13 protein-coding genes are annotated in these 24632 nt (G+C 60.2%); 6 read left to right on the top strand and 7 right to left on the bottom strand.

All coding sequences use genetic code 11. The annotated features are described in order from the left end of the window. Positions 1–50: 50 nt before the first annotated feature. The 6 genes from R3C19_10725 to R3C19_10750 form a co-directional block, all read right to left on the bottom strand. Positions 51–1388: a hypothetical protein gene (locus R3C19_10725; protein MEZ6060828.1), complete on the bottom strand. Its 1338-nt coding sequence runs from the start codon at positions 1386–1388 to the stop codon at positions 51–53. A 1363-nt stretch (positions 1389–2751) separates the two neighbouring features. Continuing rightward, positions 2752–3549, bottom strand: coding sequence for a hypothetical protein (locus R3C19_10730; GenBank protein MEZ6060829.1), 798 nt, complete (start codon positions 3547–3549; stop codon positions 2752–2754). A 31-nt stretch (positions 3550–3580) separates the two neighbouring features. Continuing rightward, positions 3581–4903: a tetratricopeptide repeat protein gene (locus tag R3C19_10735; protein ID MEZ6060830.1), complete on the bottom strand. Its 1323-nt coding sequence runs from the start codon at positions 4901–4903 to the stop codon at positions 3581–3583. 30 nt (positions 4904–4933) lie between these two features. Further along, positions 4934–5422 (bottom strand): hypothetical protein, encoded by a 489-nt coding sequence (locus tag R3C19_10740; protein MEZ6060831.1) that lies wholly within the window; start codon positions 5420–5422, stop codon positions 4934–4936. A 389-nt stretch (positions 5423–5811) separates the two neighbouring features. Continuing rightward, positions 5812–6864, bottom strand: a complete 1053-nt coding sequence (locus tag R3C19_10745) for a DUF1559 domain-containing protein (GenBank protein ID MEZ6060832.1) — start codon at positions 6862–6864, stop codon at positions 5812–5814. Between the two features lie 997 nt (positions 6865–7861). Then, positions 7862–8287 carry a hypothetical protein gene (locus R3C19_10750; protein ID MEZ6060833.1) on the bottom strand — a complete coding sequence of 142 codons (426 nt, stop codon included), beginning with the start codon at positions 8285–8287 and terminating at the stop codon, positions 7862–7864. Positions 8288–8630: 343 nt separating this feature from the next. Here R3C19_10750 and asnB point away from each other — a divergent pair, with 343 nt between their 5' ends. The 5 genes from asnB (at position 8631) to R3C19_10775 (ending at position 18141) form a co-directional block, all read left to right on the top strand. Beyond that, a complete protein-coding gene (asnB, locus tag R3C19_10755) occupies positions 8631–10592 on the top strand; it encodes an asparagine synthase (glutamine-hydrolyzing) (protein MEZ6060834.1) in 1962 nt (653 codons plus the stop codon). A gap of 94 nt (positions 10593–10686) precedes the next feature. Next, entirely contained in the window at positions 10687–13296 is a 2610-nt protein-coding gene (locus R3C19_10760) for a hypothetical protein (protein MEZ6060835.1), read from the top strand. Positions 13297–13315: 19 nt separating this feature from the next. Further along, positions 13316–15847, top strand: coding sequence for a glycosyltransferase (locus R3C19_10765; protein ID MEZ6060836.1), 2532 nt, complete (start codon positions 13316–13318; stop codon positions 15845–15847). Between the two features lies 1 nt (position 15848). Further along, positions 15849–17066: a glycosyltransferase family 4 protein gene (locus R3C19_10770; GenBank protein MEZ6060837.1), complete on the top strand. Its 1218-nt coding sequence runs from the start codon at positions 15849–15851 to the stop codon at positions 17064–17066. A gap of 121 nt (positions 17067–17187) precedes the next feature. Then, positions 17188–18141: a FemAB family PEP-CTERM system-associated protein gene (locus tag R3C19_10775; GenBank protein MEZ6060838.1), complete on the top strand. Its 954-nt coding sequence runs from the start codon at positions 17188–17190 to the stop codon at positions 18139–18141. A gap of 682 nt (positions 18142–18823) precedes the next feature. Here R3C19_10775 and R3C19_10780 read toward each other — a convergent pair. After that, positions 18824–19555 carry a carbon storage regulator gene (locus tag R3C19_10780; protein ID MEZ6060839.1) on the bottom strand — a complete coding sequence of 244 codons (732 nt, stop codon included), beginning with the start codon at positions 19553–19555 and terminating at the stop codon, positions 18824–18826. A gap of 380 nt (positions 19556–19935) precedes the next feature. On the opposite strand from R3C19_10780, the gene R3C19_10785 reads away from it, so the two are divergent. Beyond that, positions 19936–23964, top strand: a complete 4029-nt coding sequence (locus R3C19_10785; protein MEZ6060840.1) for a chemotaxis protein CheB — start codon at positions 19936–19938, stop codon at positions 23962–23964. The last annotated feature ends 668 nt before the right edge of the window (positions 23965–24632 follow it).

The following is a 24632-nucleotide window of genomic DNA, read 5'->3' on the forward strand; positions in this document are numbered from 1 at the left end:
GCTACGGCAGGGGAATTGGTTCAGACATCATTCATGTAGGCGATGTCTGCTTAGTCGCGAACAATCTCGCGAGCTTCGGGAGGAAGCGGAACAGCATCTTCGTCGACATTCGCGGAATCCGTCACCAGTTCCGCGTTCAGTGCCGGTGATGACTGCGACAGGCGTGTGGAGCGACGATCCAGGATGATTCGAGCCGCTTCACGCACTTCCGGCTGGCTGAGACGCCGCAGGTCGCCCAGTTGAGTCAGCGGTTCGATCAGCGAAGACACGCGCACAATCGTCGATTCCATCATGGCGATTTCCACCAGCGTTCGACGCAGACCTTCCAGCGACTGAATGTGATTGTCCACCTCGTGTTCGAAGTCGTCCAGGATTTCAAGATTCTGAACAGCGGCAGCCACGCGGGTCGTCTGCTGTCCGAGCGTATCCTGAAGCTGAATCAGTCCGTGCAGATTCTGGCGGGCCGCATCCAGTCGCAGGCTTTCGCCGTTGAGCGTTTCGTTCATGGCGACCAGCGTACGAACGTTTTCCTGAGCGTCCTGAATGTCAGCGGCGGCCGCCATCACGGAATTCTTCAGCCCGATGAATTCGTCGAACTGTTGTGACGCCATCGTCAGGCTGTTTGATTCCGCAGCGACCCGCTGTGTGAACTGCTCAAGCTGAGCCAGACTGCCGGACACTCGTTCGGCGTTTTCGGAAGCCGCGATGACGCTGTTCTGCAGAGCAACAAATTCGTCAAACTTCGAAGCCGCAATCTTCAGATCGTCTGATTCGCGGATGACTCGCTGTGTCAGTTCCGCCATTTCGCTGATGCCTTCGCTGGCCTGTTCGTAGCCGCTGGACGCCGCGATCAGACGGTTCTGCAGCGCTTCAATTCCGGCCAGCGAATTCTGAGCGATCTCAATCTGATCGTTGTTGCTGATCAAGCTGCTGCGCAGGTCTTCCAGGCGAGCGATCTGTTCGAAGGCACCGTCCGTCTGCTGACGATTGGCGATAATCCGATTCTGAACGGCAGCCATGCGATCCAGAGCCGACAGTGCGACCGTGGCGGCTTCCGCTTCGTTTTGAATGCGGTTCCGCAGCGTCTCCATCCTGGCCAGTGAAGCGTCGACACGTGTCAGGCGCTGCGACTGGTCTTCCAGGCTGGTCAGCAGGGCGTTTGTCTTCCAAACCGTGTCGCGGCTGCCAACCAGCTTCTTCATATTGTTTTCAGACAGGTCCAGCCGCGTCTGAATTCCATCCAGTCGACCCTTCAGCGGACCAACCATCATCAACTGCATTCCAAAGAATACGATCGCCAGCGACATCAGCATCGAAGCCCACATGAAGTTGCGGTAGCTTCGTATCTGGTTGGCCGTGGATCGTCGAATCGTTGTTGAAGTGCTCAAGTGAATTCCTCCTAATGGTTTGCATCGCACAGATTGGCAGGTTTTTCTTGTCAGAAGCATCACTGTTCGTTTCCCGCAGCCTGCAAAATCTGCCGGCATGCCGAGAACGACGTGGATTCACTGACATGTATCGCCATGCGGAAACGCTGCGAATTGCCCAAACGGAAACGTCCGGCACATATTGCCGAAACTCAGCCGGCGGCGATCGGGATAGTCCAGCCGTGCTGGTTTGTGGCAGATTTGGCGAGTGCGCAGGACGACGCGTGCTCAGGTTCCAAAACGTCCGGCGAAATCCGAAGGTTCGATTCAAGTCGCGGCCGGTCTGAGAAACCGGCGGCACCACTTCCGGCGCTCAATCCGGGGCGACGACTGTTCAGAGGCACGCGGCGCGGAAAGCGTCAGAATGAAGCCGGTAACGTAACCGACCGACGCGAACGGGACGGTCGGTCACCGCGATCATGGCCAAGGCCGGAAGTTCCCCGGAGAGCGGTTCTTATACCGCGAGCGGGGCAGTATGAGACATTCGGGCTCGCGGGAGTAAGAAGCGCGAAAAGTACCGGCGTCCGCCGCGGCCAGTATAAACGGGTCACGCCTATGAGGAATGTGGTTCAGTTTTCTGCCCTTCCGGGGAATGGGGTGTTGCGGAAGGATCGGTCGATGAAGGCTTGCTGATGTTTGCCGACGTTCCTGCGGAGACTTCGATCGGATCTGACGTTGCGATCCGACAACCGTGCGTTTCCGATTGTTGATGTCCGGAGGACAGGCACAACGTCAGCCGGAGCCGCCAGGCTCCGGAAGCTGTTGCCTCCGCGTCCGCAGGCCTGAAGGGCCGACACATCCGCTGCGGCTAAAGCTGTATCGCCCCTCCGGGGCTTTGGACAGGTATTCGGCATCTGACCGGTGGCTCACGCCACCGGCAGAGGCTGTGTCGGCCCGCCGGGCCTGAAACGCTGTTCAAGCAACAACCCCATTCTCCGGATGAGCCCATTTTTCTCCGAGGGCGTCGCGCAATGTCCTCTTGCCAGCGACGGGGAAGAGGGAGAACTTTCTGCGTGCAGCGGAAAAATCGCGGAGAGCGAACGCGCGTCCGACGCCCTGCGACAACAGAGCGCCGCGCACCGCCCTCACCTCTCTCGGCGCAGTGTCCGGGAGAGGTCGCACCAGCGAAGCGATGCGAGGAAGAAGGTCGACCTCGCATCCAACGCCCCAAACAAACAAGGCGGTCTACGCGCGGATGTGCTCGGCCCGCCGAACTTGCTTTGCTCGTTCGACCCCTCACCGGGAGGCTTCGGTCGGGAGCGATGCGGAACTTCCTATTTCAGCGGAGCGCCGGGAAGACTGTGCCGTGAGCGCTGCCGCGGTGTCAGGCGGATTCTGGGGCGCGGCTGGCGCTAACTTGTCGTCCGACAAGCAGAGCCATCAGAGCCACGTGCAATCCTGCCCACGAAAGGCGATTTCCGATGCTGTCACGGGCGCTGGGAACGACCATGTCTGTCGCCTCACCCGGAAATATCAGAGATCCGGCGGTCGGATACAGCAGCACGGCAATCAGGACACCGGCAATGGCGACTCCGGTGACAGGCACCACGTGTTTTTTTCCGGAAACGGAGAACAGCCCCGCGGCCAGAGCTGCGGCGACGGCGACGGCCAGCCATGCCGGCAGTTGAAGCGCCATCGTGTAGAGCTGTGAGGTCAACGCGCTTTGCGGCACCCAGGTAGCCATCTGCTGACGGATAAAGACGGCGGCGAGTCCGCCGATCCCGCCCAGAACCGCGCCGGACACAATTCCCACCACCACGCTCTTCACCATCACCGCCGGTGAGCGCTCAACGATGCCTTTGGCGACACCCATCAGGGCCGCGACCAGCGCGGCGACAATCGCAAAGCTGAGCGAAATGTTGCGATAATCGGATGCGACGCGGACCATGTCCGCTGCTTCAATCTGCTCAAGAGGAAACGGCCCCGCCCCCTCCATCGGCGGAACGTCCTCCGGCCACGGATATTGAATGTAGTTTTCCAGCGAATGGACGATGACACCGCTGATCAGTCCGCCCACAACTCCCAGCACTACGAACGTCAGTGTGGCGGCAAGGGAGCCGGACCCTGCAGACTTTGCCACCGTGGAACCTGCATCAACCACACTTGTATCAGCTTCGGACATTGCGCTTCTTTCGATGAATGATTTCGACGGTCTAGTTCACATGTACGTCGTTGCTCTCGTTCGCCATGCGGCGATGGCGCTGAGCGAGTTCCTGATCCGGCTTGATTGTTTCGTAGTACTCCGCCAGAGCCTCGTGAGTGGCCCGGTGCCGGGGATCGTAGATCAGCGCGGTCGCCATCCAGGCGGCTCCCTCCACGTGCATTCCCTGGTCCATCAGGATCTTTCCGGCCTCCCATCTCAGATCCGGCTGTTCCGGATTGTTGGCCAGTTCCGTGGTAATCATCGTGAGTCTGCCAAACTGCTCCGTCAGGCGTTTGGAACGTTCAAAATACTCCAGCGCCTTGTCCTTGTCACCCAGACCGGACCAGCATGTTCCCAAAGAATAGAACGCCGTGCTGTTCAGGGGGTCTGTCTGAGTGACTTCGGTCAGCAACTCGACCGCTTCGCTCAGGTCGCCGCGATCCATCAGAATCTGGCTCAGTTCCATCCGGACGTTGGAACGCTGTTCGGTGGTGAGCGGTCGCAGCAACAATGCTCGAAGTGTCTTCTCGGCGCTTTCCGGTTTCGCCAACTGGCGTTCACAGGCAGCCGTTCCCAGCAGAGCGTTAAAGTCGTCGGGTGACTGCTGCAGGCAGATCTGAAATTCCTCGTAGGCATCGCTGGCCTTGTTCTGTTCCATCAGCAGGTTGCGGGCCAGTGCCTGGCGAGCCTCCAGATGTGAGGGATTGATTTTCAGAACACTGCGGTACTCGTCGTTGGCTTCTTCCCAGCGTTCCGTCTGCTCCCAGACGGTTGCCCGCCACATCCGGGGATCTGTCGCGGAGGGACACCATTCCGTCCAGAAATCCAGACAGTGAATGGCGTCGGAAAACCGGTAGGACGACAGATATCCCTTCGCCAGCGCTTCATAGACTTCGTACGCGGCGGCATCGGACGAGTTCTTCTGCAGAAGTTGATTCAGAGCGCTGTCGTCGTAGTCGATCTTCCCGCGCTGAATCATCGCCAGTTGCCGCTGCACGCGAACCTGTTCGGCATCCCAGCCGGAGGATTCCGCGCGCTGCAGGTAGTCCATGGCGGCGTCGAAGTCACCGGTTCGGCGGCTGGCTCTGCCAAGCAGAAACAGCAATTCCGTTCGGTCGGGATTTTCCACGCCTTCCGCGGATCGCAGAGTCTGAAGAGCCTGCGCGGCGTCCGCCACACTGCCCAGCGCCATGAGTTTCCCCGCGGAGCGAATCTGCCAGGAAACATAGGCGCTGCGCCACCCAAAGACTGCCGCAACCGCCGCCAGCAGCAACACTGCCACGATCCACTTCAGCCGGAACGCCGACAGGAATCGCGCAGGAACTCGAACCATGGTGTGTTCGCCTGATGCTTTCGAGATCGGCTATTGCAGATCCAGCGTGAATTCGTTGGGTCCCTTGGCGGTGACGTCATAGGCCAGACCTGACGTTTCCGCGGTCTTGTACTTTTCCGGAATCAGAGACTGGTTCTGCTTCTTCATTGCCTTTTCCAGAGTACCGGCGATGGCCATGGCCTGCATATCTTCCGGAGTCATCGGCTTTGCGAGGTCGCCGCCGTCGCTGCCGGCACTGGCGTTGACGGATGCCTTGCAGTGACCCACCATGGCACCTTCCATCGTGCCTGTCTTGAGTTTGAACTTACCTTCCAGATCGGTGATTCCCATGGCGACCGGTCCGCCTTCGGGAACGAACGTGACCTGGGCTCCCGCAAGCGGAGCACCCTTGAAATTGACGACTCCGGACACCGGAGCGAGTTTCGGCGCATCGCCTCCGCCACAACCGGAAACGACGATCAACATTCCGAGTGCCAATGGCACCATCAACCGTGAAGACCACTGTACTTGCTTAGTCATGACTGCTGACCAACTTTCAAGGCGAGAAAAAGGGGAATGGGCAACGGCGAGATCATGCGGTGTGACTCAGTGACGCCGCATTGAAGCAAACTTACTTCCGGCGTCGCCGCTGACGTGGAGGTGAGACACGGCTAACCGACAATTCGCGGAAGGGCGTCGGTTCAGGTGACGACCCCGTCACTCTGATACGAGCCCGGGCAACAGATGAGCCTGCCGAGCCAAATGTGCGACACCGAACAAAACAACCGGATGGCGACGTCAATGACGCACGCCACCCGGTCGGTCAGAATCCAAAATTTGCCGGCAGGAAACGTGAACGATCCTGCCAGCCGTATGGCACGGCTTTGTGTGTGACCGAAGATCACGACAAAACCCGCCGGTTCAAACGATTAGAATTCGCCAACAACACCACCGTCGGCACGGCCACCAAGCTTCTGGTAGGTGCCGTGGTCGATGTTTTCACTCAGGAAGCGGACAGAACCGTCTGCCAGCAGGAACTGTGCTCCGCCGACGTGACGTGACCGGAAACCGTGAGCGATGTTCCAGTTGTTCTTGGCTTCACAGCCAGGCCACAGAATCTGCTGCGGGCTGGTGCGATTACAGGTCGTCAGGTCGTTGATCTTAACAGCGGTCGATGCATGCGTGTTGCCGTGACCGTTGTAGATCCAGAAACCACCGGTGTGGTCCGAGCAGTCCGGCAGAGTTTCACCAACGGCGATCGTGTTCGACAGACCGTCGCTGATGTCGCGGAACTTGATCGTGATTCCCAGGCGACCGAACAGACCAGACAGTTCGCTGGGATTCGCCGTGTCCACGAAGTGGATGTTGTTGTCCTGGCTCTTACCAGCAGCACGAGAGCCGAACAGAGGCTCAATGAACTGCAGGTACGGCTGACACGGGTCGCCGTTCTGCGAATTGAATCGCTGCGATCCCGGCGAACCGGTGTAGTTGCTCTGTGCATTTCCGCCGATTCGGTCATTTTCGCTCATGTCACTGGGACATCGGGCAGTCGGAATCTGATGCCATGCTGCGGCCTGACCGTCTGCCAGAATCTGCGTCTGCAGATAGCCGACGATACCACTGGTGTACTGGCTGGCGGGCTTGTTCTGGCCCCAGTCCAGTTCGTTGTACAGCGGACCCTGTTCCAGAAACGGCAGGCACCGAATCTGCCAGCCGACGTTCGATGGCTGCTGCCACGTCGGAGGGTTGTGTACCGGATTCCAGCCGCCACCGGCGATGGGAATCGTGTTGTGCACGTCATGATAGTTGTGGATCGCCAGGCCGTACTGTTTGAGATTGTTCTTACATTGCGTGCGTCGGGCGGCCTCCCGAGCCTGCTGCACGGCGGGCAGCAGCAATGCGATCAGAATTGCGATGATGGCGATAACCACCAGCAACTCGATCAGGGTGAAACCAGGACGTTTTCGACACTTGAGTAACATGTGCAACCTCCTTCGGAGAAACACAGAACGGAAAAACTTCCTCAAGCGGAAGCAGGTAAGCCAGTATTCGGGCTGGCGGCACGTGACATCTCACGTTGCCTGGCCACCCGCAATTCGTTGGTTATGGGAGGGTAAAGCTGTATTCAGCGGCAGGTGTTTCGATCTCAAGAACGATAATCTAATCGTACCGAGAAAAAAAAATCAAACGAAATGACGCAATAATGACGGATTGCGAAAAGACTTTCGGGGCACCTACCCGTAAGGATTTCTCTGACAGACAGACACTGTTTGAGTTGATCTTCGGCCGCCTAACCATGCTCGATTCGGCAGTCCCGTGAATAGCGTCCGTATCGTGCTGAGTAAGATTTCAGCCACAGATTTCACAGATGGACAAAGATTTTTCACGCAGTGTCCACGCGGCCTTGATCTGTGTGAATCTGTGAAATCTGTGGATGCCTCGCCCGATCCGGAGGTGTGGCACTGGCTGTGCCAGTGTATCTGCCCGGCGGTCACCACTGGCAAACTCACTGCCACGCAAGTCATTAGTTTCGTGCGGACAACACAACAGTTCGCAAGCCGCGCGCCGGAACTGGATGACTTCGAAGCGAATTTCATCCGGACCGTCTTAAGTCGCGTCAAAACCAGCGTCCCGAAAACCTGGAACTCGGCAATGCCCGCGATAACAGCGGACATGCCTGGCGCGACGTCCACGGATTAAGCGAACTCGCTTCCTTGTTGAGCAACTGTTGCAGCTCGTAGCTCAAGCCGAGTCGATGGCGGACGGAAACTTCAGCCACAGATTCCACAGATGGACACAGATTGATGGTGCCGTCTTGATCTGTGTGAATCTGTGAAATCTGTGGACGCCTCGAGCGATCCAACGGCGGCTCGGCAGGAGCCTCGCCCTCCCGAGAGATCCGACGGCGGCTCGGCAGGAGCCTCGCCCTCCCGAGGCCCGCGTCGATTGCTCTGCGCTTCGGATCGTGAAATGTGCCGGCTATTTCTTGCGGGAGCGGCCGTTTGAGTCTCGCGTCGGGACCCAGGTGCTGGCGCTGGTGATTCGGATTTCGCGCGCTTCGCCGGCGGAGATCGGTTTGTTCGTACCGGCCGGCGGCTGAGGGCGGCCTTCACCCACTCTTCGCGGGCGGTACTGCGAAGCCAGGCCGTCATCCGGCGGGCTGCGGAACAGCGAACTCCAGAATCCCAGCCCGCTGCGAGTACGAGCGCTGCTGCGGCGGAACCTGACCGTTGCCAGCAGAAACAGGACCGGCACGGCCACGATGCCGGCGATCAGCCACGGCGACGCTTTCTCCGACCCGAAGATCGCGACCATCAGGCAGAATCCGGACCCGCCGATCACGACAATGCTGGACGCCAGCACACTTCCCAGGTCGTCCTTTTGTCGTTGCCACTTGCGTGCCATCCTGATGCCACTCCGAAGTGCGTTGCGGTCCGATAGGCGATCCCGAGACGGAAGCGATGTTCCGGATTCTATCCAGTTTCCTGCGGTTTGCCATGAATTCCGGCGGACGGCGCGTTGCCGGCGGTCAACGTCACGGCGGGCGTGTTGCGTTCCGGCAACGTGAGTGCGGTGTCGGCATCTTCGCTACGACATTCGCTGCCGCCGGGGTTTCGCTGCCCGAATGCCACGCAGCGGACTCGTGACGGATTGTGGCAACGTATGTTTCGATCAGCACCGATCGCCGGTGCGCGCTTCGCGTGCCGGAGCGGGATTTTCGAAACCAGCAGGTCAGACAGCTTCCTTCATGTGCGGCATTGCCGGAGTTCTCTACGCTGACATCCGTCATTCCGCGGACAGATCCGCGCTGCAGGCGATGGGAGACGCGATTGCGCACCGCGGCCCGGACGGAGAAGGGTACTTCCGCGCAGGCAACGTCGGCCTGGTCCATCGCCGCCTGGCAATCATCGACCTGGCCGGAGGCGATCAGCCGATTGCCAACGAAGACGAATCCGTGCAGGTTGTCTTCAATGGCGAAATCTACAACTACCCGGAACTCCGGCGGCAGCTTGAACTTCGCGGGCACCGGTTTCGCACAAATTCCGATACCGAGGTGCTGGTACATTTGTACGAAGACCACGGCCGCAATTTGGTCACGCGGCTGCGCGGGATGTTTGCGTTCGCTCTGTGGGACGCGGCCAACCGAAAACTGCTGCTGGCTCGCGACCACGTCGGACAGAAGCCGCTGTACGTGTATCGCGACGGCGAAAAGCTGCTGTTCGCGTCGGAACTCAAGGCAATACTGGCTCACGACAACGTCGATCGATCCATCGCCGCGGAAGCCGTGGAAGACTACCTGACATTCGGCGTGATTCCCGGCGAACGAAGCATCTTTCGCGCGGTGCGGCGGCTCCCGGCGGCTCACACGCTGCTGGTCAACGCGGACTCACTGAACAACGCTCCCGAACGTTACTGGCAGCTTCGGTTCGACAACGAAGCCGAACGTACCGACGAACAATGGAAGGAATGCATCGACGCGAAGATTCGCGAAAGCGTGAAGGCTCACCTGATCGCGGACGTGCCTGTCGGAGCGTTCCTGAGCGGCGGGCTGGACAGCAGTGCCATCGTCGCGACTCTGGCGGATGTCGTGTCGGAACCGCTGCAGACGTTTTCGATCGGCTTTCAGGAAAAGCAATACAGCGAACTTCCGTACGCCGACGCTGTTGCTCGACACTTCGGCACCCGGCACACGGAACAGATCGTCACGCCGGAAGCTGTCCGGGATCTGGACCAGTTTGTTCACTTCTATGACGAACCGTTCGCGGACGCGTCCGCCATTCCGTCGCTGGCGGTGGCTCGCATGGCTTCGCAGCATGTCAAGGTGGTCCTGTCCGGCGACGGCGGAGACGAAGCGTTTGGCGGCTATGCCCGGTACGGACACGATCTGCAGGAAGCGGCCATTCGAAACGCGCTGCCGCGCTGGTTTCGACAAAGCGTGCTGTCGGCGTTTGCCGCTGTCTGGCCGAAGGCTGACTGGTTGCCGCGACCTCTGCGGCTGCAGACTCTGCTGCAGAATCTTTCCGCTGAACCTGCCGTCGCGTATGCCAATACATTGTCGGCGTGCCGAAAGTCGCTGCGAAGTCAGTTGCTGAATTCTGAGTTCGCCGGAATCGTTGCCGGGCACCGGCCGGAAGACGCGGTCGCTGCGGCGTTTCGTCAGGGTCACCGCGATGCCCTGAGCGGAATGCTGGCCGCGGACACCGCGATTCTGTTGCCCGACGATTTCCTGCTGAAGGTGGATCGTGCCAGCATGGCGTTTGGCCTGGAGGTGCGGCCTCCGCTGATTGATTACCAACTGCTGGAACTGGCGGCGTCAATGCCTTCGCGCCTGAAGGTGCGGAACGGTTCGAAGAAGTGGATCGTGAAGGAACTTTTTGAATCGCGGCTGCCGCCGAAGCTGGCCCATCGACGAAAGCAGGGCTTCGAACTGCCGATCGACGAATGGCTGCGAGGCCCGCTGAAGGATCAGGTGCATCAAGTCGTCCTGAATCCCCGGGCACCGATTTCGGAATTCATCAACACACAAACCGCAGCGGCTTTGTATCGGCGGCACTGCCGCAAAACCGGACGCTTCGGCCAGGTGCTGTGGTCGCTGCTGGTGCTCGGACGCTGGCTGGATCGTTACGGAAGTCCGCCGACGGAAGTTTCGCCGCCCGGTCGGCTTCGACGAACTCCGGATCGCAGCCCCGCCGCTGTCGCAATCGAATGACTCAACCGCGAGCGTCCTTCAGGAACCAACCCGAAGCGTTCGAAGCAACCGCCCCGAAGTCACCGTAAATCACTGCCGCCGCGAACGACGGACCATGTCAACTCTTCTGACAACCAAAGAACCCGCATCGCCGCAAGCGCGACGACACGTGCTGCGCGTGCCGTTCCGTGTCGTGTCGCCGACGGGCCGCGTGCTGCGAAACGTGCCGCTGACGTGCGGGCTGTGTCTGCCGAAGGGAGCCGCACCGGAGAACCGAGCGTGGATCGTGGAAGGGCTTCGCGAGAAGTCCGTCAATGCTCAGACGGAAGTGCTGGATCGGTGGAACGACGGCAGCGTGCGCTGGCTGCTGGTGCATTTTGTCGCTCCGGAACTGACGGATCACGAAACGCCCTGTGTCCTGGTGCCTGCTGAAACCGAAGGCAGCTTCGTTCGACGATTGCCGGCGCGCGATGCGTCACTTGTTCGCGATCGCGACGCGTTTCGACTGACGCTGCCCGACGGTGAATGCACGTTCCGAGTCACGCTGACCGACAGCAACGGACAGCGGCTCGGGCTGACGGTGAAGGACATCGGGCAGGAATCCAGCGGTGCTGAACGGCAGGTTCTGACAGCGGACCTGCAGGTCGAGGGTCGGCAGCGGATCGACCTCAAAATTCGCTTCGAGGTCTGGCCCTTCGCCGGTCTGGTTCACGTGCAGACGCGACTGCGCAACGGCAATCGTGCTCGCCATTCGGGCGGCTTGTGGGATTTGGGAGACGCCGGATCATTTCTGTTTCGTGAACTGTCGGTGGAAGTCACTTCGCCGGAACTCACTTCGCCGCGAAGCATCGCCTGGCGAGTTGCGTCGGGCGGAATCACTCGCACGGCTGATCCCGGCGACGACATCCGCATCGTTCAGTACGGCAGCGGAGGCCGCAACTGGTCGTCGACGAATCACGTTGACGCCGACGGTGCCGTGGCGGTCCGGGAACGCGGGTTCGAAGCTCGTTTTCCCAACGGAGTCCTGCGCGGATACCGCAGCGAACCGACTGTCGCCATCGACGGCGGACGTCACGAAGTCAGCGTCGCCGTACCGGAATGCTGGCAGCAGTTCCCGTCGGAACTCAGCGTCCGTGGCGGCAGCGGCGCGATCGGAGTCGGTTTGTTCCCGGCGATCGACGGGTTGATTCACGAACTTCAGGGCGGCGAACAGAAGACGCAGTCGTTCTGGCTGAGTTTGCGTGCTTCTGCGAAGGGTGAGCAGGAACTGAACTGGGTGCATCAGCCGCCGAGAATCGTGCAGCCCGCGGACTGGATTGCGTCCACCGGCGTCTTTCCGTGGTTTCCCGGAACCGTGCCGGACAAGGACCGATTCGCGGGATATCTGCGATCCGCGACGACGGGAACTCGGTCGATCCGCGCGCGGCGTGACACGATCGATGAATATGGCTGGCGAAACTTCGGCGATGTCCCGGCGGATCATGAGCAGCGTCACTTCCGCGGTTCGCGCACGGTGGTGTCTCACTACAACAATCAGTTCGACATGATCCTGGGCGGCATTCTGAACCTGGCGGCATCCGGAAACGCGGACTGGTTTGAACTGTTCGATCCGCTGGCTCGGCACGTGATGGACATCGACGTTTATCACACCACGCAGGACCGTGCCGCGTTCAACGGCGGCATGTTCTGGCACACCGATCATTACGTCGACGCGGCAACGGCCACGCATCGCGGCTATTCGAAAGCGAACGCTGCCGGCAAGGCTGACTACGGCGGCGGATTGTCCAACGAACACAACTACAGCACGGGTCTGCTGTACTACTACTTCCTGACGGGCAGCCTGGAAGCTCGCGAAACCGTGCTGTCGCTGGCCGACTGGGTGCTGCGGATGGACGACGGCCGGTCAACGATCTGGGGCCTGTTCGATTCAGGCGACACCGGTCTGGCGTCGCGCACCGTGACCGACGACTTTCACGGCCCCGGTCGCGGCGCGGGAAATTCCATCAACGCGCTGCTGGACGGATGGCTGCTGACTCGCGATCCGAAGTACATGCAAAAGGCAGAACAGCTGATTCAGCGAACCGTGCATCCGAAGCAGGATTGCGATGCGCTGCATCTGCTGGATTCGGAAGGGCACTGGTCGTACACGGTCTGTCTGAACGTGATCGGCCGCTATCTCACGATCAAACGCGACGCCGAACAGTTCGACGCCGCCTACGCGTATTCCCGCGATGTGCTGGCCCACTACGGTCGCTGGATGGCGGCGAACGAACGCGCGTCGCTGTCCGATCCGGAGGGCCTGGAGTTCTACACCGAAGCCTGGGCGGCTCAGGATTTTCGCAAGGTCAACGTCATGCGGATCGCCGCTTCCTGCTGCGACGATCCGGTGGATGAACAGGCGATGCGGCAGCGAGCCGACAGGATCAGCGATGATGCATGGAAGTATCTGTTTGAATTCGGTGACCAGCATCTGACCTCGCGCTGTCTGTCCATTGTGATGACCGAAGGACTGCGGGAAGTGTTTCATCGCACGTGCGAACCGGACTACCTGCGTCCCTCGACCGCGAAGTATCCGGATTCGACCTGGGCGATGTTCGTGCCTCAGAAGACGCGTGTTCGAAGGCTGCTGAAATCGCCGGCGGGACTTTTGCTGGCGGCCGTTCGAACTCTGAACCCGGTTCGGTGCCTTCGAACATTCGATGCGTTCCGGAGACACATTTCGTAACGCGACACAGGCCACTTCCATGATTCAGTCAGTCAACAGCGAAAAACCAAAACTCCCGGATGCTGACACGCGCCCGACCGTGTGCCACGTGATTCATGCGCTGGGAGTCGGCGGCGCAGAAGTGCTGGTCGACCAGATGGTTCGGCGGTTGTCCGGCGACTATCGCTGCGTCGTCGCGGTGCTGGATGCAGTCGGTCAGATCGGCGCTCAGTTGCGAGCCGACGGATTCGTCGTGGAACACCTGCGGCGGCAATCGGGAATCGACGTTCGCTGCGCGGCGCGGCTGAACGCGTTCGTGAAGCGGGAAGGCGTGGATCTGCTGCACGCCCATCAATGCACACCGTTCTTTCAGGCGATGCTGAGCCGTGGAGCAACCGGCACGACTCCCGTGCTGCTGACGGAACACGGCCGGCACTTCCCGGATAATCCCAGCCGCAAAAGCCGCCTGGTCAATCGACTGCTGCTGCGCCGCTGCGATCGGCTGTTCGGCTGTGGGAAATCCGTCCAGCAGGCTCTGATCGACAACGAAGGACTGCCGGCGGGCCGCGTCGGCGTGATCTATAACGGAGTCGATCTGGAGGCGCTGGCCGCAGCTTCCTCGGACGCCCGGCCGCGAATTCGGCGGGAATTCGGATTTCGCGATGACGATTTTGTGGCTGTCCAGGTTGCTCGCCTGCACGAGCTGAAGGACCACCGGACGGCTCTGGAAGCGATCAACATCGCGAAGCGTTCCGTCCCGACAATCCGGCTGTTGCTGGTGGGAGCCGGCGACGAACGCAGCGCCATCGAAGGTCGCATCTTCGATCTCGGTCTGGCAAATCACGTGAAGCTGGCCGGAAGCCGAAACGATGTTCGCGACCTGCTGGCCGCGTCGGATGCGTTTTTGATGAGCAGCATCAGCGAAGGAATTCCGCTGACGATCATTGAAGCGATGGCCGCCGGACTGCCCGTGGTGTCGACGGCGGTCGGCGGTATTCCGGAAATGATTGCCGACGAACTGTCCGGATTTCTGGCAGGTCCCGGAGACGCACCGGGGCTGGCTCGCGGTCTGGTGCGCCTGGCCGAAGATCCACAGCTTCGAAAACGACTGATCGAAAACGGCCGCCACCGTGCTCATGAACAGTTTTCGCTGACCAGCATGCTGGACAATTACCGTCGCGTGTATCAGGAAATGCTGGAACCGCGTCGTACCGTTTCGAAGCCTCGTCGCCGCCCGGCATCGAACGTTGCAGAACCGGTCACGCCGGCCCGCGCGGAGCAACCTCGTCGACGCGCGGAACGGAAGCCGGTCGTCGAGCAATCGCCCGCGTCGCTGGTTGTGTTTTCCGACGACTGGGGACGACACCCGTCTTCGTGCCAGCACCTCATTCGTCAACTGCTGCCCAAGTACAAGGTGCTGTGGGTCAACACGATCGGAACTCGCGCGCCGCGGCTGGATCTGGTGACCGTTCGGCGCGTCGCGGAAAAGCTGGCTCAATGGCGACGGCGAACTGCGACGTCGGGCGGTGATTCGTCCGCCGGTGATTCGTCCACCGGTGGTTCGGCCGGCGACGAGGCGGCTCACGGCAATCTCGCGACTCACTGCAATCTGCAGGTCGTTAATCCTCGCATGTGGCCGTGGTTCGGCCGGCCGTTCGACCGTGCCCTGAACCGCCGGCTGCTGACGAAGCAACTGGCGCCGCTGATTCGACAACTGCCGCAGCCGGTTCACGCGGTCACGACGATCCCGATCACGGCCGACCTGCCGGAATCGCTGCCGGTGAGTCACTGGACGTACTACTGCGTCGACGATTTCGCCGTCTGGCCGGGCCTTGACGGCGACACTCTGCGACGAATGGACGCCGAAATGATCCGGCACGCCGATTCCATCCTGGCGGTCAGTGAAACTCTGCGAAACGCCATCGCACAACATGGACGCTCGGCAACGCTGCTGACGCACGGAGTCGACCTGGCCCACTGGCAGCAAACCGGCGACGATCTGAAGGAATCCGCCATTCCCAAAGATGTGCGACGCCCGCTGGCTGTGTTCTGGGGAATGGTGGACCGGCGACTGGATTCCGACATGCTGAAGCGTCTGTCGCAGTGGCTGTCGGAAGGCACCATCGTGCTGATGGGGCCTCAGCAGGATCCTGACCCGGCGATTCTGGAACTTCGCAACGTGATGTCGCTGCCCGCGCAGTCGTTTCAGTCGCTGCCGCGGATTGCTCACGACGCGGATGTGCTGATCATGCCGTACGCGGATCTGCCGGTGACGCGCGCCATGCAGCCGCTGAAACTGAAGGAATACATGGCCACCGGCAAACCGGTTGTCGTCAGCCGACTGCCGGCCGTCGGCGAATGGAGCGACTGCATCGACATCGCACAGACCGCCGAAGAATTTGCGTCGGCCGTTCAGCTTCGATCCATCACCGGTCTGCCCGCCGAACAGCTCCACGCGCGCGAACGACTGGTCGACGAAAGCTGGGCCGCCAAATCGGAAGTCTTTGAACGGATCCTCACGGCGAATCGTTCCGGACGCGACGAAACCGCCCCGGCGGAAGGCAGAGTCTGACATGCACACATCAAACAGATGCGGCCGACCGATGGTCCTGCACACTCGCGTTGTCACGGGAACCGGCGGAGGTCCGGAAAAGACAATTCTGAATTCTCCGCGGTTCCTGGCCGACTACGGCCTGGAGTCAGCCTGTCTGTTCATGCGGCCGCCGCACGATCCCGGCTTCGCTACGCTGCAGGCGAAGGCCGGTGAAGCGGGTGCGGAAATCATCGGCATGGATGATCGCGGTCCGCTGGATTTCAACGTGATTCGCCAGGCCGTGAAAATCTGCCGCGAGCGACAGGTCTCCGTCTGGCACGCTCACGATTACAAAAGCAACGCCCTGGGACTGCTGGTTCGCCGGTTTCATCGCATGCATCTGGTCACGACCGCTCACGGCTGGGTGCGGTTCACGTCGCGAACGCCGCTGTACTATAAGATCGATCGCTTCTGCATGAAGCGGTATCAGCAGGTGATCTGCGTGTCTCAGGACCTGCTGGACACGTGCCTGGACAGCGGCATTCCGTCCGACCGGCTGCGGCTGGTCGACAATGCGATCGTGGAATCCGACTACGACACGTCGCCTCCGCGGCTCAGCGAACGGGCTCGCTTCGGCTTCGGCAGCGACCAGGTTCTGCTGGGAGCCGTCGGCCGGCTGTCCGAAGAAAAGGGCTTTCATCATCTGATCGATGCCGTCAGCCGGATGGTGACCGACGGCCAGGCGGTCGGACTGCTGATCGCCGGCGAAGGACATCTGAAGGAAGCCCTGCAGCGGCAGATTGATGAACTGGACCTTCAGAATCATGTGAAGTTGGTGGGTTATCTCAGCGACCCCCGCGTGCTGTACCGAGCCATCGACGTGTTCGTTCTGAGCAGTCTTCGGGAAGGACTGCCGAACGTTGTTCTGGAAGCGATGGCGACGCAGCGAGCGGTCGTGGCGACGCGAGTCAACGGCATCCCGCGATTGATCGACGACGGTACAAACGGAATCGTTGTCGCGCCCGACCGTCGTGAAGCACTCTACGACGGCATTCAGCGCTGCCTGAACGATGACTGTCTGCGCCACCGGCTGGCCGAAGAAGGACGCCGAACAGTCGAACAGCGATTCTCGTTCAAAAAACGCATGCAGAAGATCGTCGACGTTTACCGGACGCTCGACCCAAGTCTCTCAGCAATCACGAAACACGATTCGCACAGCGTTCAACCGGCGGCAGATCTGCAGGATTCCTACTCATGACGCTTGTACAAACCACCACTTCGCATCCGCTGGCCGGCACGTCGCTCAGCACGCAGATTCGCACCCGCGCGCCTCTGGATGGAACGAATACCTGACAAAATGGGGCTACGACGGCTTTCATCTGCGAGCCGAATGGGGCCGCATCTTTCAGACCAGCCTGCAGCATGAACCCTATTTTCTGTGGGCCGAACAGCACCGGAAGATTGTCGGTGTTCTGCCGCTGATGTTCATTTCCGGGCCGATCTTCGGACGGTTTCTGACAAGTCAGCCGTATCTGAATACCGGAGGCGTTCTGGCGGATTCCGATGAGATCGCCGGCAGGCTGATCGACGCGGCCGTGTCTCTGGCGGACACGCTGGACGTGAAACGTCTGGAACTGCGGCACGAACGCAGCGTTCCTCATCCGGCATGGAATGCGACCAGCACGGAGAAAGTCCACATGCGGCTCCGGCTGCCGTCGACCAGCGATGAACTCTGGACAACGCTGAAATCGAAAGTCCGCAGCCAGATCAAAAAGCCGCTGAACGATTCGTCGCTGCAAACAGAATTCGGCCGCGACGATCAGCTTCGCACGTTTTACAACATCTTCTGCCGCAACATGCGCGACCTGGGAACTCCGCCGTTTTCCAGACGGCTGTTTGAGTACATGCTGGACGAATTCGGTGACGCGGCGGAGATCTGCACGGTTCGATACCAGGGCAGGCCGGTGGCGTCCGGGTTCCTGCTGCACGGTCCCGGCGTCACGCTGATTCCCAGCGCCAGCTCGTTGAGAGAATTCAACCACACCAGCGCCAACATGCTGATGTACTGGCACGTGCTGAAGCGAGCGATCGAACGAGGCCAGTCGACTTTCGACTTCGGCCGCAGTTCCGTCGACAGCGGGACGTGGAAGTTCAAGAAGCAGTGGGGATCGGAAGAGTTTCCCGCTGTGTGGCAGTTCTACAATCGCCGCGGCACCGTCAGCGACATGCGCCCCGGCAGCGGAAAGTACGATCGACTGATCGGAGTCTGGCAGAAGCTGCCCGTCTGGGTCACTCGCCTGATCGGCCCGCCAATCGTCCGCGGCATTCCATAGGCGACGTCGGAATTCGCAATTCCGGACTCAGCGCTGCGGAATGCTCGGTTCCTGGGCTCTTCCGGCGAACAGGGGTGTTGCTGAAGAATCGGTCGATGAAGGCTTGCTGGCGTTCGCCGTCATTCCTTCGGAGACTTCGATCGGATCTGACGTTGCGATCCGACAACCTCGCGTTTCCGGTTGTTGATGCCCGGAGGGCAGGCACAACGTCAGCCGGAGCCGACAGGCTCCGGAAGCTGGTGTCTCCGCGTCCGCAGGCCTGAAAGGCCGACACATCCGCTGCGGCAAAAGCTGTATCGCCGCTCCGGGGCTTTGGACAGGAATTCGGCATCTGACCGGTGGCTCACGCCACCGGCACAGGTTGTGTCGGCCCGCCGGGCCTGAAACGCTGTTGACTCAACACCCCCATTTTCCGGATGAGCCGGTTCCTGGTCCGCAGATTCACACAGATGGACACAGATTTTTGGCGGGCTGGCAATGAAGCGATTGGACCCGAACTTTGAAGCGGTTCCGCGGCCAGCCTTTTTGTATCTGTGTTCATCTGTGTTCATCTGTGGACAACCCGGGTTGATCGGCATACGGGCACTACCGGATTCGACCGCTCTGATGCGATGCCAGCCGGCATTCCGGTGGCGAAGACGGATTCGCTGGTGAGTGTGCAGGACCGCAATCGCACCGAGTGTCAGGCAACAGGGCACGCGGCGCGGATTCTGGCCAGCAGCGCTTCCTGATTGAGCGGCTTGCCGAGCCAGGCGTCGACGCCTTCGCGCTGCGCGGTTCTAACGGATTCGGTTCCGCTCAGAACGAACAGTTTGGGCGACTGGCTGCCGAATTCACCGCGGATTTTCGGAACCAGCCATTCGCCGCCGAACTGCGGCATAGCCCAGTCGAGCAAGACGACGTTGGGTGAGTTTCCGCGGCGGAGTTCGTCCAGGGCCGTGCGGCCGTTGTCGTGAGCGGCGACGTCAAGCCCCTGCATTGCCAGCAGGCTTGTCAAAAGTTCTCGCTGGTCGTCGTCGTCTTCGACAACCATCACTCGCCCGGAAACCGGTTCGGCACTTTCCGACTCAACGGTGAAGTCAACACGGCCGGACTGTGTCTGCTTTTCCAGATAGTCCACCAGTTTGATGAACGTTGTCGCAGCATCGTCGGTCAGGCCCGCGTCCATCTGTTTCTGATAGACCATCGCGAACAGATTGACGGAATTCAGCACGTTGCGAATTGCATGCTGGTCCTGACGAACCGAATGCGGTGGCGGGCACCGGTCAGCAACCTCTTCTCTCAGGATCTTGACATCCCGAGGTGCGTCGACTCCCAGTCGAGCCGTGTTGCCGCGAACTCCCAGCAGTGTGACGACGATTCCGAGACCGGGGAAGACAACCTTTTCATCCTGACGGCGCGACATCACAAGCATGGCGGGTTTCCTTTCCCGGAAGCAGTCTCAGAGCTGATGCATCCATGCTGTGTTCAACCGTCCGATCCTTCGGACAAATGGATCTTCACAACTGAGATCTGCCACGCAAGATCAATTCTGAAAAAAAATTCTGCCGCCAGGGAAACCCATACCCCCATCTCAAAAACCATTACGGCAGTGAACCGGATGAGTTCCGGTAACGGCCGCCGCACAGCGTGTACCAGGGATTTCCCTATGTCTTCAGGGAAGATCCCTCCGTCGACTCGCCATGACACCCAACGGTTTCTTATCATCGCGCCCGAACATCGGCGGAAACTGCAGGTTCACAAGCTGGAACCTGTATTTTTGCCGCGCAGGAGTTGCAGCTCAGGAGGCGGCTCATGGAACAGGTCAGCGGAAGTGTTCCGGACAGAATCGTCGGCATCGGTGCGTCAGCCGGAGGCCTGCACGCTCTGGAAGCCCTGCTGGACGAACTGCCGCCCGACTCGGGAATGGCACTGATCGTCATTCAGCACCTGTCGCCCGACTTCGACAGCATTATGGATCAGTTGCTTGCCCGGCACACTCGAATGCCGGTGGAACTGATCTCTGACGCGGGTGCCGTGTATGCCAATCACGTGTACCTGCTGCCTCCCGGAAAGCAGGTCATTCTTTCAAACGGCCGCCTGTTGCTGACGGAGCGGTCAGACGCGTCCGGCCTGTCGTTTCCCATCGATCAGTTCTTCCGATCGCTCGCTCAGGATGCCGGCAGCAACGCGGTTGCCGTGGTCCTGTCGGGCACAGGCAGCGACGGTTCGCGAGGAATACGTGACGTTCATTCGGCCGATGGCACTGTCATCGTGCAGACTCCGGAATCCTGTGCGTTCGACGGCATGCCGCGCAGCGCGTGTGATACCGGAGTAGTGGATCTGCTGTTGTCGCCCCGCGAAATCGCCAGGGCTCTGGAACGTATCTGCAACAACAAATCTCGTGAGGAGGCAACTTCGACTGTGAATGGAGGCATGGAGCCGATTGACCACATGGATCCGTCGATGCGCACGGTATTCAACCTGTTGCACAGCAGGTTTGGACTGGACTTTTCTCAATACAAGTCTGACATGATTGCTCGCCGGATTCAGCGGCGAGTGAAGCTGTCGGGGCTGACGGACGTCGGGGACTACCTGAATCAGGTTCGGCAGCACGAAGAGGAGCTGGATCAGCTTTATCACGACATGCTGATCGGCGTTACCGACTTCTTCCGTGATCAGCATGTGTTTGAACGGCTGCAACTGGATGTGCTGCCGACGCTGATTGACGGATTGCACGCTGACGAGGAATTTCGCTGCTGGGTCGCCGGGACAGCGACCGGAGAAGAAGCCTATTCGCTGGCGATTCTGCTGGACGAGGAATTCGAAAAACGCGGTCTTGAAAAGCGCGTCCGAATCTTCGCTTCAGACGTTCATCAACCGTCGCTTGCCGTCGCCGGTCGCGGTATCTACTCCGGCGACCGGATGTCCGGCATGACGCCCGAACGGCGTGACCGGTTCTTCATTGAGCGGCAGGACGGTTTCCATGTCGCTCCGGAACTTCGCAAGATGGTTGTGTTTACGCCGCACAATGTCATCCGCGACGCTCCGTTCACGAGGCTCGACCTGATCTGCTGCCGCAACCTGCTGATCTATCTGACACCGCAGACACAGCAGCGCGTTCTGTCACTGTTCCATTTCGGATTGAAATCGGGAGGAGCACTTTGCCTGGGCAGCAGCGAATCCATCGGCGACCTGCGGGGCGAATTTCAGCCCATGGATGATTCGCTGCGAATCTTCCGCAAGCACCGGGAGTCCGCTCAGGGCGTTAAGGCCGCGTATGTGACACGTTCGCCATGGCTGCCGGCCGTCCCGCAACCGGCGACGCGTGACCGCAACGGATTCCGCGGCCTGCTGAAAATCTACGACCGGCTGCTGAAAGACTTTGGTTTTCCGGCGCTGCTGATCAACGATCGTCGCGAGATCCTGCACGTCATCGGCGGTGCCGGAAAGTTTCTGGGGTTTTCCGACGGCCGTCCGGCAAACGACATCCTGAACGTTATTCACCCTGAACTGCGGGTTCCTCTGTCCCTGGCACTGATCCATCTTCAGCGCGACGGCCAGCCGGTCTCCATTGACGGCATCCGCTGCGAACTGGAACGCCGGGTTGTTGAAATCACGCTGCGGATTAACCGGTTCGCATCAGACGATGACGAAGACTGCTCCGTGCTGGTGCGATTCGAGGAATCCGAACCTGCCGTTCCGCACGACGACACCCGGCCGCTGCGCGCGTCGGACCTCAGTTCGGTGGAACATCTCGAACGCGAACTGCAGTTCACTCAGGACAACCTGCAGTCGACCATTGAGGAACTGCAGTCAACAAACGAAGAACTGCAGTCGACAAATGAACAACTGACGGCCTCCAACGAGGAACTGCAAAGCACCAACGAGGAACTGCATTCCGTCAACGAAGAACTCTACACCGTCAACGCCGAACACCAGCGGAAGATCGATGAACTTACGGAACTGAACGACGACATCGACAATCTGCTGACCACCACCAACGTTCACACACTGTTTCTGGATTCGCGGCTGCGGCTGCGGCGGTTCACGCCGCGCATCGCGGAACTGTTCAACCTGATTCCGCAGGACATCGGCCGTTCGATCGATTCGTTCACGCACAGGCTGCAGGAACTGAATCTGTCCGGCACGATTCAGGAAGTGATTCGGACGGAACAGCCGATTCACCGCGAAACCCGGGATGAAGACGGACAGTGGTACCTGCTGCGAATCTTCCCCTACCTTTCGCGCGGCACTGTGGAAGGCGCGGTCGTCACGCTGGTCGACGTCACAACCCTGCAGGCGGCCACGGAAGCTCTGCAGAAAAGTGAAGAACGCTTTGACCTGGCCGTGCGGGGCAGCAATGCCGGCATCTGGGACTGGAAGGATGTCAGCCAGGAACCGATCTGGTGTTCCAGCCGGATGTATTCGCTGCTGGGGCGCGCTCCCAGCCAGGAAATGACCGTATCGTTCTGGAGAGAACTCATTCATCCGGAAGACCACGATCGCGTCATGGCGGCGCTGAACGATCATCTGAAGAACGATGCGCCGTTTGATATCGAGTATCGCATGGAATACGGCCAGTCGGACGAATACCGCTGGTACCACATGCGAGGAGCGGCCGAACGCAAGGGCGGCGGACGGGCGATTCGCATGGCCGGATCCTTCGAAGACATCACCGACAAACGCCGGGCGGAAGAAGAGGTGCAGCAGGGTGTCGCTCGCCGTGACCAGTTTCTGGCGATGCTGTCTCACGAACTGCGGAACCCGCTGGGCGCCGTGACGAACGCCACCGCGGTGCTGTCTTCGCCGGACGTCGACAGCCGCACCCGAGAACGTGCGCTGGGAGTCGTTCAGCGGCAACTGAATCAGATGTCCCGGCTGATGGATGACCTGTTGGACGTTTCCCGGATCACTCACGGCAAGATTGAACTGCGGCCGACGACCGTCGATCTGCGGCGAATCGTCGAACAGGCGGTCGCCGTCGTGCGGCAGCCGGTGGAGGAATCCGACCTGAACCTGTCTGTCGAAATTGCGGCGGAACCCGTGACCGTCAATGGCGATCCCGCGCGGCTGGAACAGGTCACTGTCAATCTGCTGACCAACGCCGTCAAGTACACGTCTCGCGGCGGCGACGTTCTGGTTTCGCTGTATTCACGGGCGAAGGAAGCGGTGATCGAAGTCCGGGACTCAGGCACGGGAATTCCGGCCGACAAGCTGCGGGAAATTTTCTCGCTGTTCTATCAGTCCGACGAAACACTGGACCGTTCAAACGGAGGCATGGGTGTGGGGCTGACTCTGGTCAAGGCGGTGGTGGAACTCCACGGCGGCACTGTTCACGCCGAAAGCGAAGGGCATGGAAAAGGCAGCCTGTTTACCGTGGTGCTGCCTCTGGCCCCCGACTCGTCGAACCCGTCAAAGCCCGCCGCGAAACCGCAACGGACGTCCATTCAGACAATCGTTCTGGTGGAAGACATCGACGACGCCCGCGAAATGCTGGCCGCGCTGCTGACGATGCGCGGCCTGGAAGTCCACGAAGCCGCCACCGGCGCGGAGGGACTGGAAATGATCCAGCAACTGAAGCCCGATGCCGCGATTATCGATATTGGACTTCCGGAACTGAACGGCCACGAAGTTGCCCGCCGCCTGCGAGCCGACGCGGCCAACAATCACATCCCGCTGGTGGCGCTGACCGGCTACGGACAGGACACCGACAAACAGGCCGTTCGCGAATCCGGGTTTGATCTGCATCTGGTCAAGCCGCTGAATCCCGACGTTCTGGACAGCGTCCTTGCAAAACTTGGACATCTGGCCGGCCAGGAAAGCATCGGCCACACGCCGTAAAGCGAGCGGCAGATAAGCTGTTACCTGCCCGCAAGCCGCAAGCCGCAAGCCGCACGCGCTAGTGCCTTGTCCATCGTGTTTTGATGTGTGCCACTGGCTGTGCCAGTGTGTTCGATGTTGCAGAGCACTGGCACGGCCAGTGGCACACGACCCATCGATACATGCCTGACAAAACACCAGCCGCGGTTGTGTTCGCAGAGAACCGGGGCTTGCGTCGGCGCCATCGAAAAGACGGCTCTTCCGGGGAATGGTGGTGTTGCTGAAGGATCGGTCGATGAAGGCTTGCTGATGTTCGCCGTCATTTCTGCGGAGACTTCGATCGAATGTGACGTTGCGATCCGACAACCTCGCATCTCCGGTTGTTGATGCCCGGAGGGCAGGCACAACTTCAGCCGGAGCCGACAGGCTCCGGAAGCTGGTGCCTCCGCGTCCGCAGGCCTGAAGGGCCGACACATTCACTGCGTTTAAGCATGTATCGCCCCTCCGGGGCTTTGGACAGGAATTCGGCATCTGACCGGTGGCTCACGCCACCCGCACAGGTTGTGTCGGCCCGCCGGGCCTGAAACGCTGTTCAACCAATAACCCCATTTTCCGGATGAGCCGAAAAGACTCCGAAAGCCGAATCGTGCTGCAAGTCAATGAACCCGCGAGCGTCGGGTTTCCTGAGG

This window comes from Planctomycetaceae bacterium (genome assembly GCA_041398785.1).
Taxonomy (GTDB): Bacteria; Planctomycetota; Planctomycetia; order Planctomycetales; family Planctomycetaceae; genus JAWKUA01.

Coding starts and splice junctions, on each gene's coding strand:
- R3C19_10785 (MEZ6060840.1), top strand. CDS start 19,936: ATGGAACAGGTCAGCGGAAGTGTTCCGGACAGAATCGTCGGCATCGGT.
- R3C19_10730 (MEZ6060829.1), bottom strand. CDS start 3,549: ATGTCCGAAGCTGATACAAGTGTGGTTGATGCAGGTTCCACGGTGGCA.
- R3C19_10760 (MEZ6060835.1), top strand. CDS start 10,687: ATGTCAACTCTTCTGACAACCAAAGAACCCGCATCGCCGCAAGCGCGA.
- R3C19_10770 (MEZ6060837.1), top strand. CDS start 15,849: ATGCACACATCAAACAGATGCGGCCGACCGATGGTCCTGCACACTCGC.
- asnB (MEZ6060834.1), top strand. CDS start 8,631: ATGTGCGGCATTGCCGGAGTTCTCTACGCTGACATCCGTCATTCCGCG.
- R3C19_10735 (MEZ6060830.1), bottom strand. CDS start 4,903: ATGGTTCGAGTTCCTGCGCGATTCCTGTCGGCGTTCCGGCTGAAGTGG.
- R3C19_10765 (MEZ6060836.1), top strand. CDS start 13,316: ATGATTCAGTCAGTCAACAGCGAAAAACCAAAACTCCCGGATGCTGAC.
- R3C19_10780 (MEZ6060839.1), bottom strand. CDS start 19,555: ATGCTTGTGATGTCGCGCCGTCAGGATGAAAAGGTTGTCTTCCCCGGT.
- R3C19_10750 (MEZ6060833.1), bottom strand. CDS start 8,287: ATGGCACGCAAGTGGCAACGACAAAAGGACGACCTGGGAAGTGTGCTG.
- R3C19_10745 (MEZ6060832.1), bottom strand. CDS start 6,864: ATGTTACTCAAGTGTCGAAAACGTCCTGGTTTCACCCTGATCGAGTTG.
- R3C19_10740 (MEZ6060831.1), bottom strand. CDS start 5,422: ATGACTAAGCAAGTACAGTGGTCTTCACGGTTGATGGTGCCATTGGCA.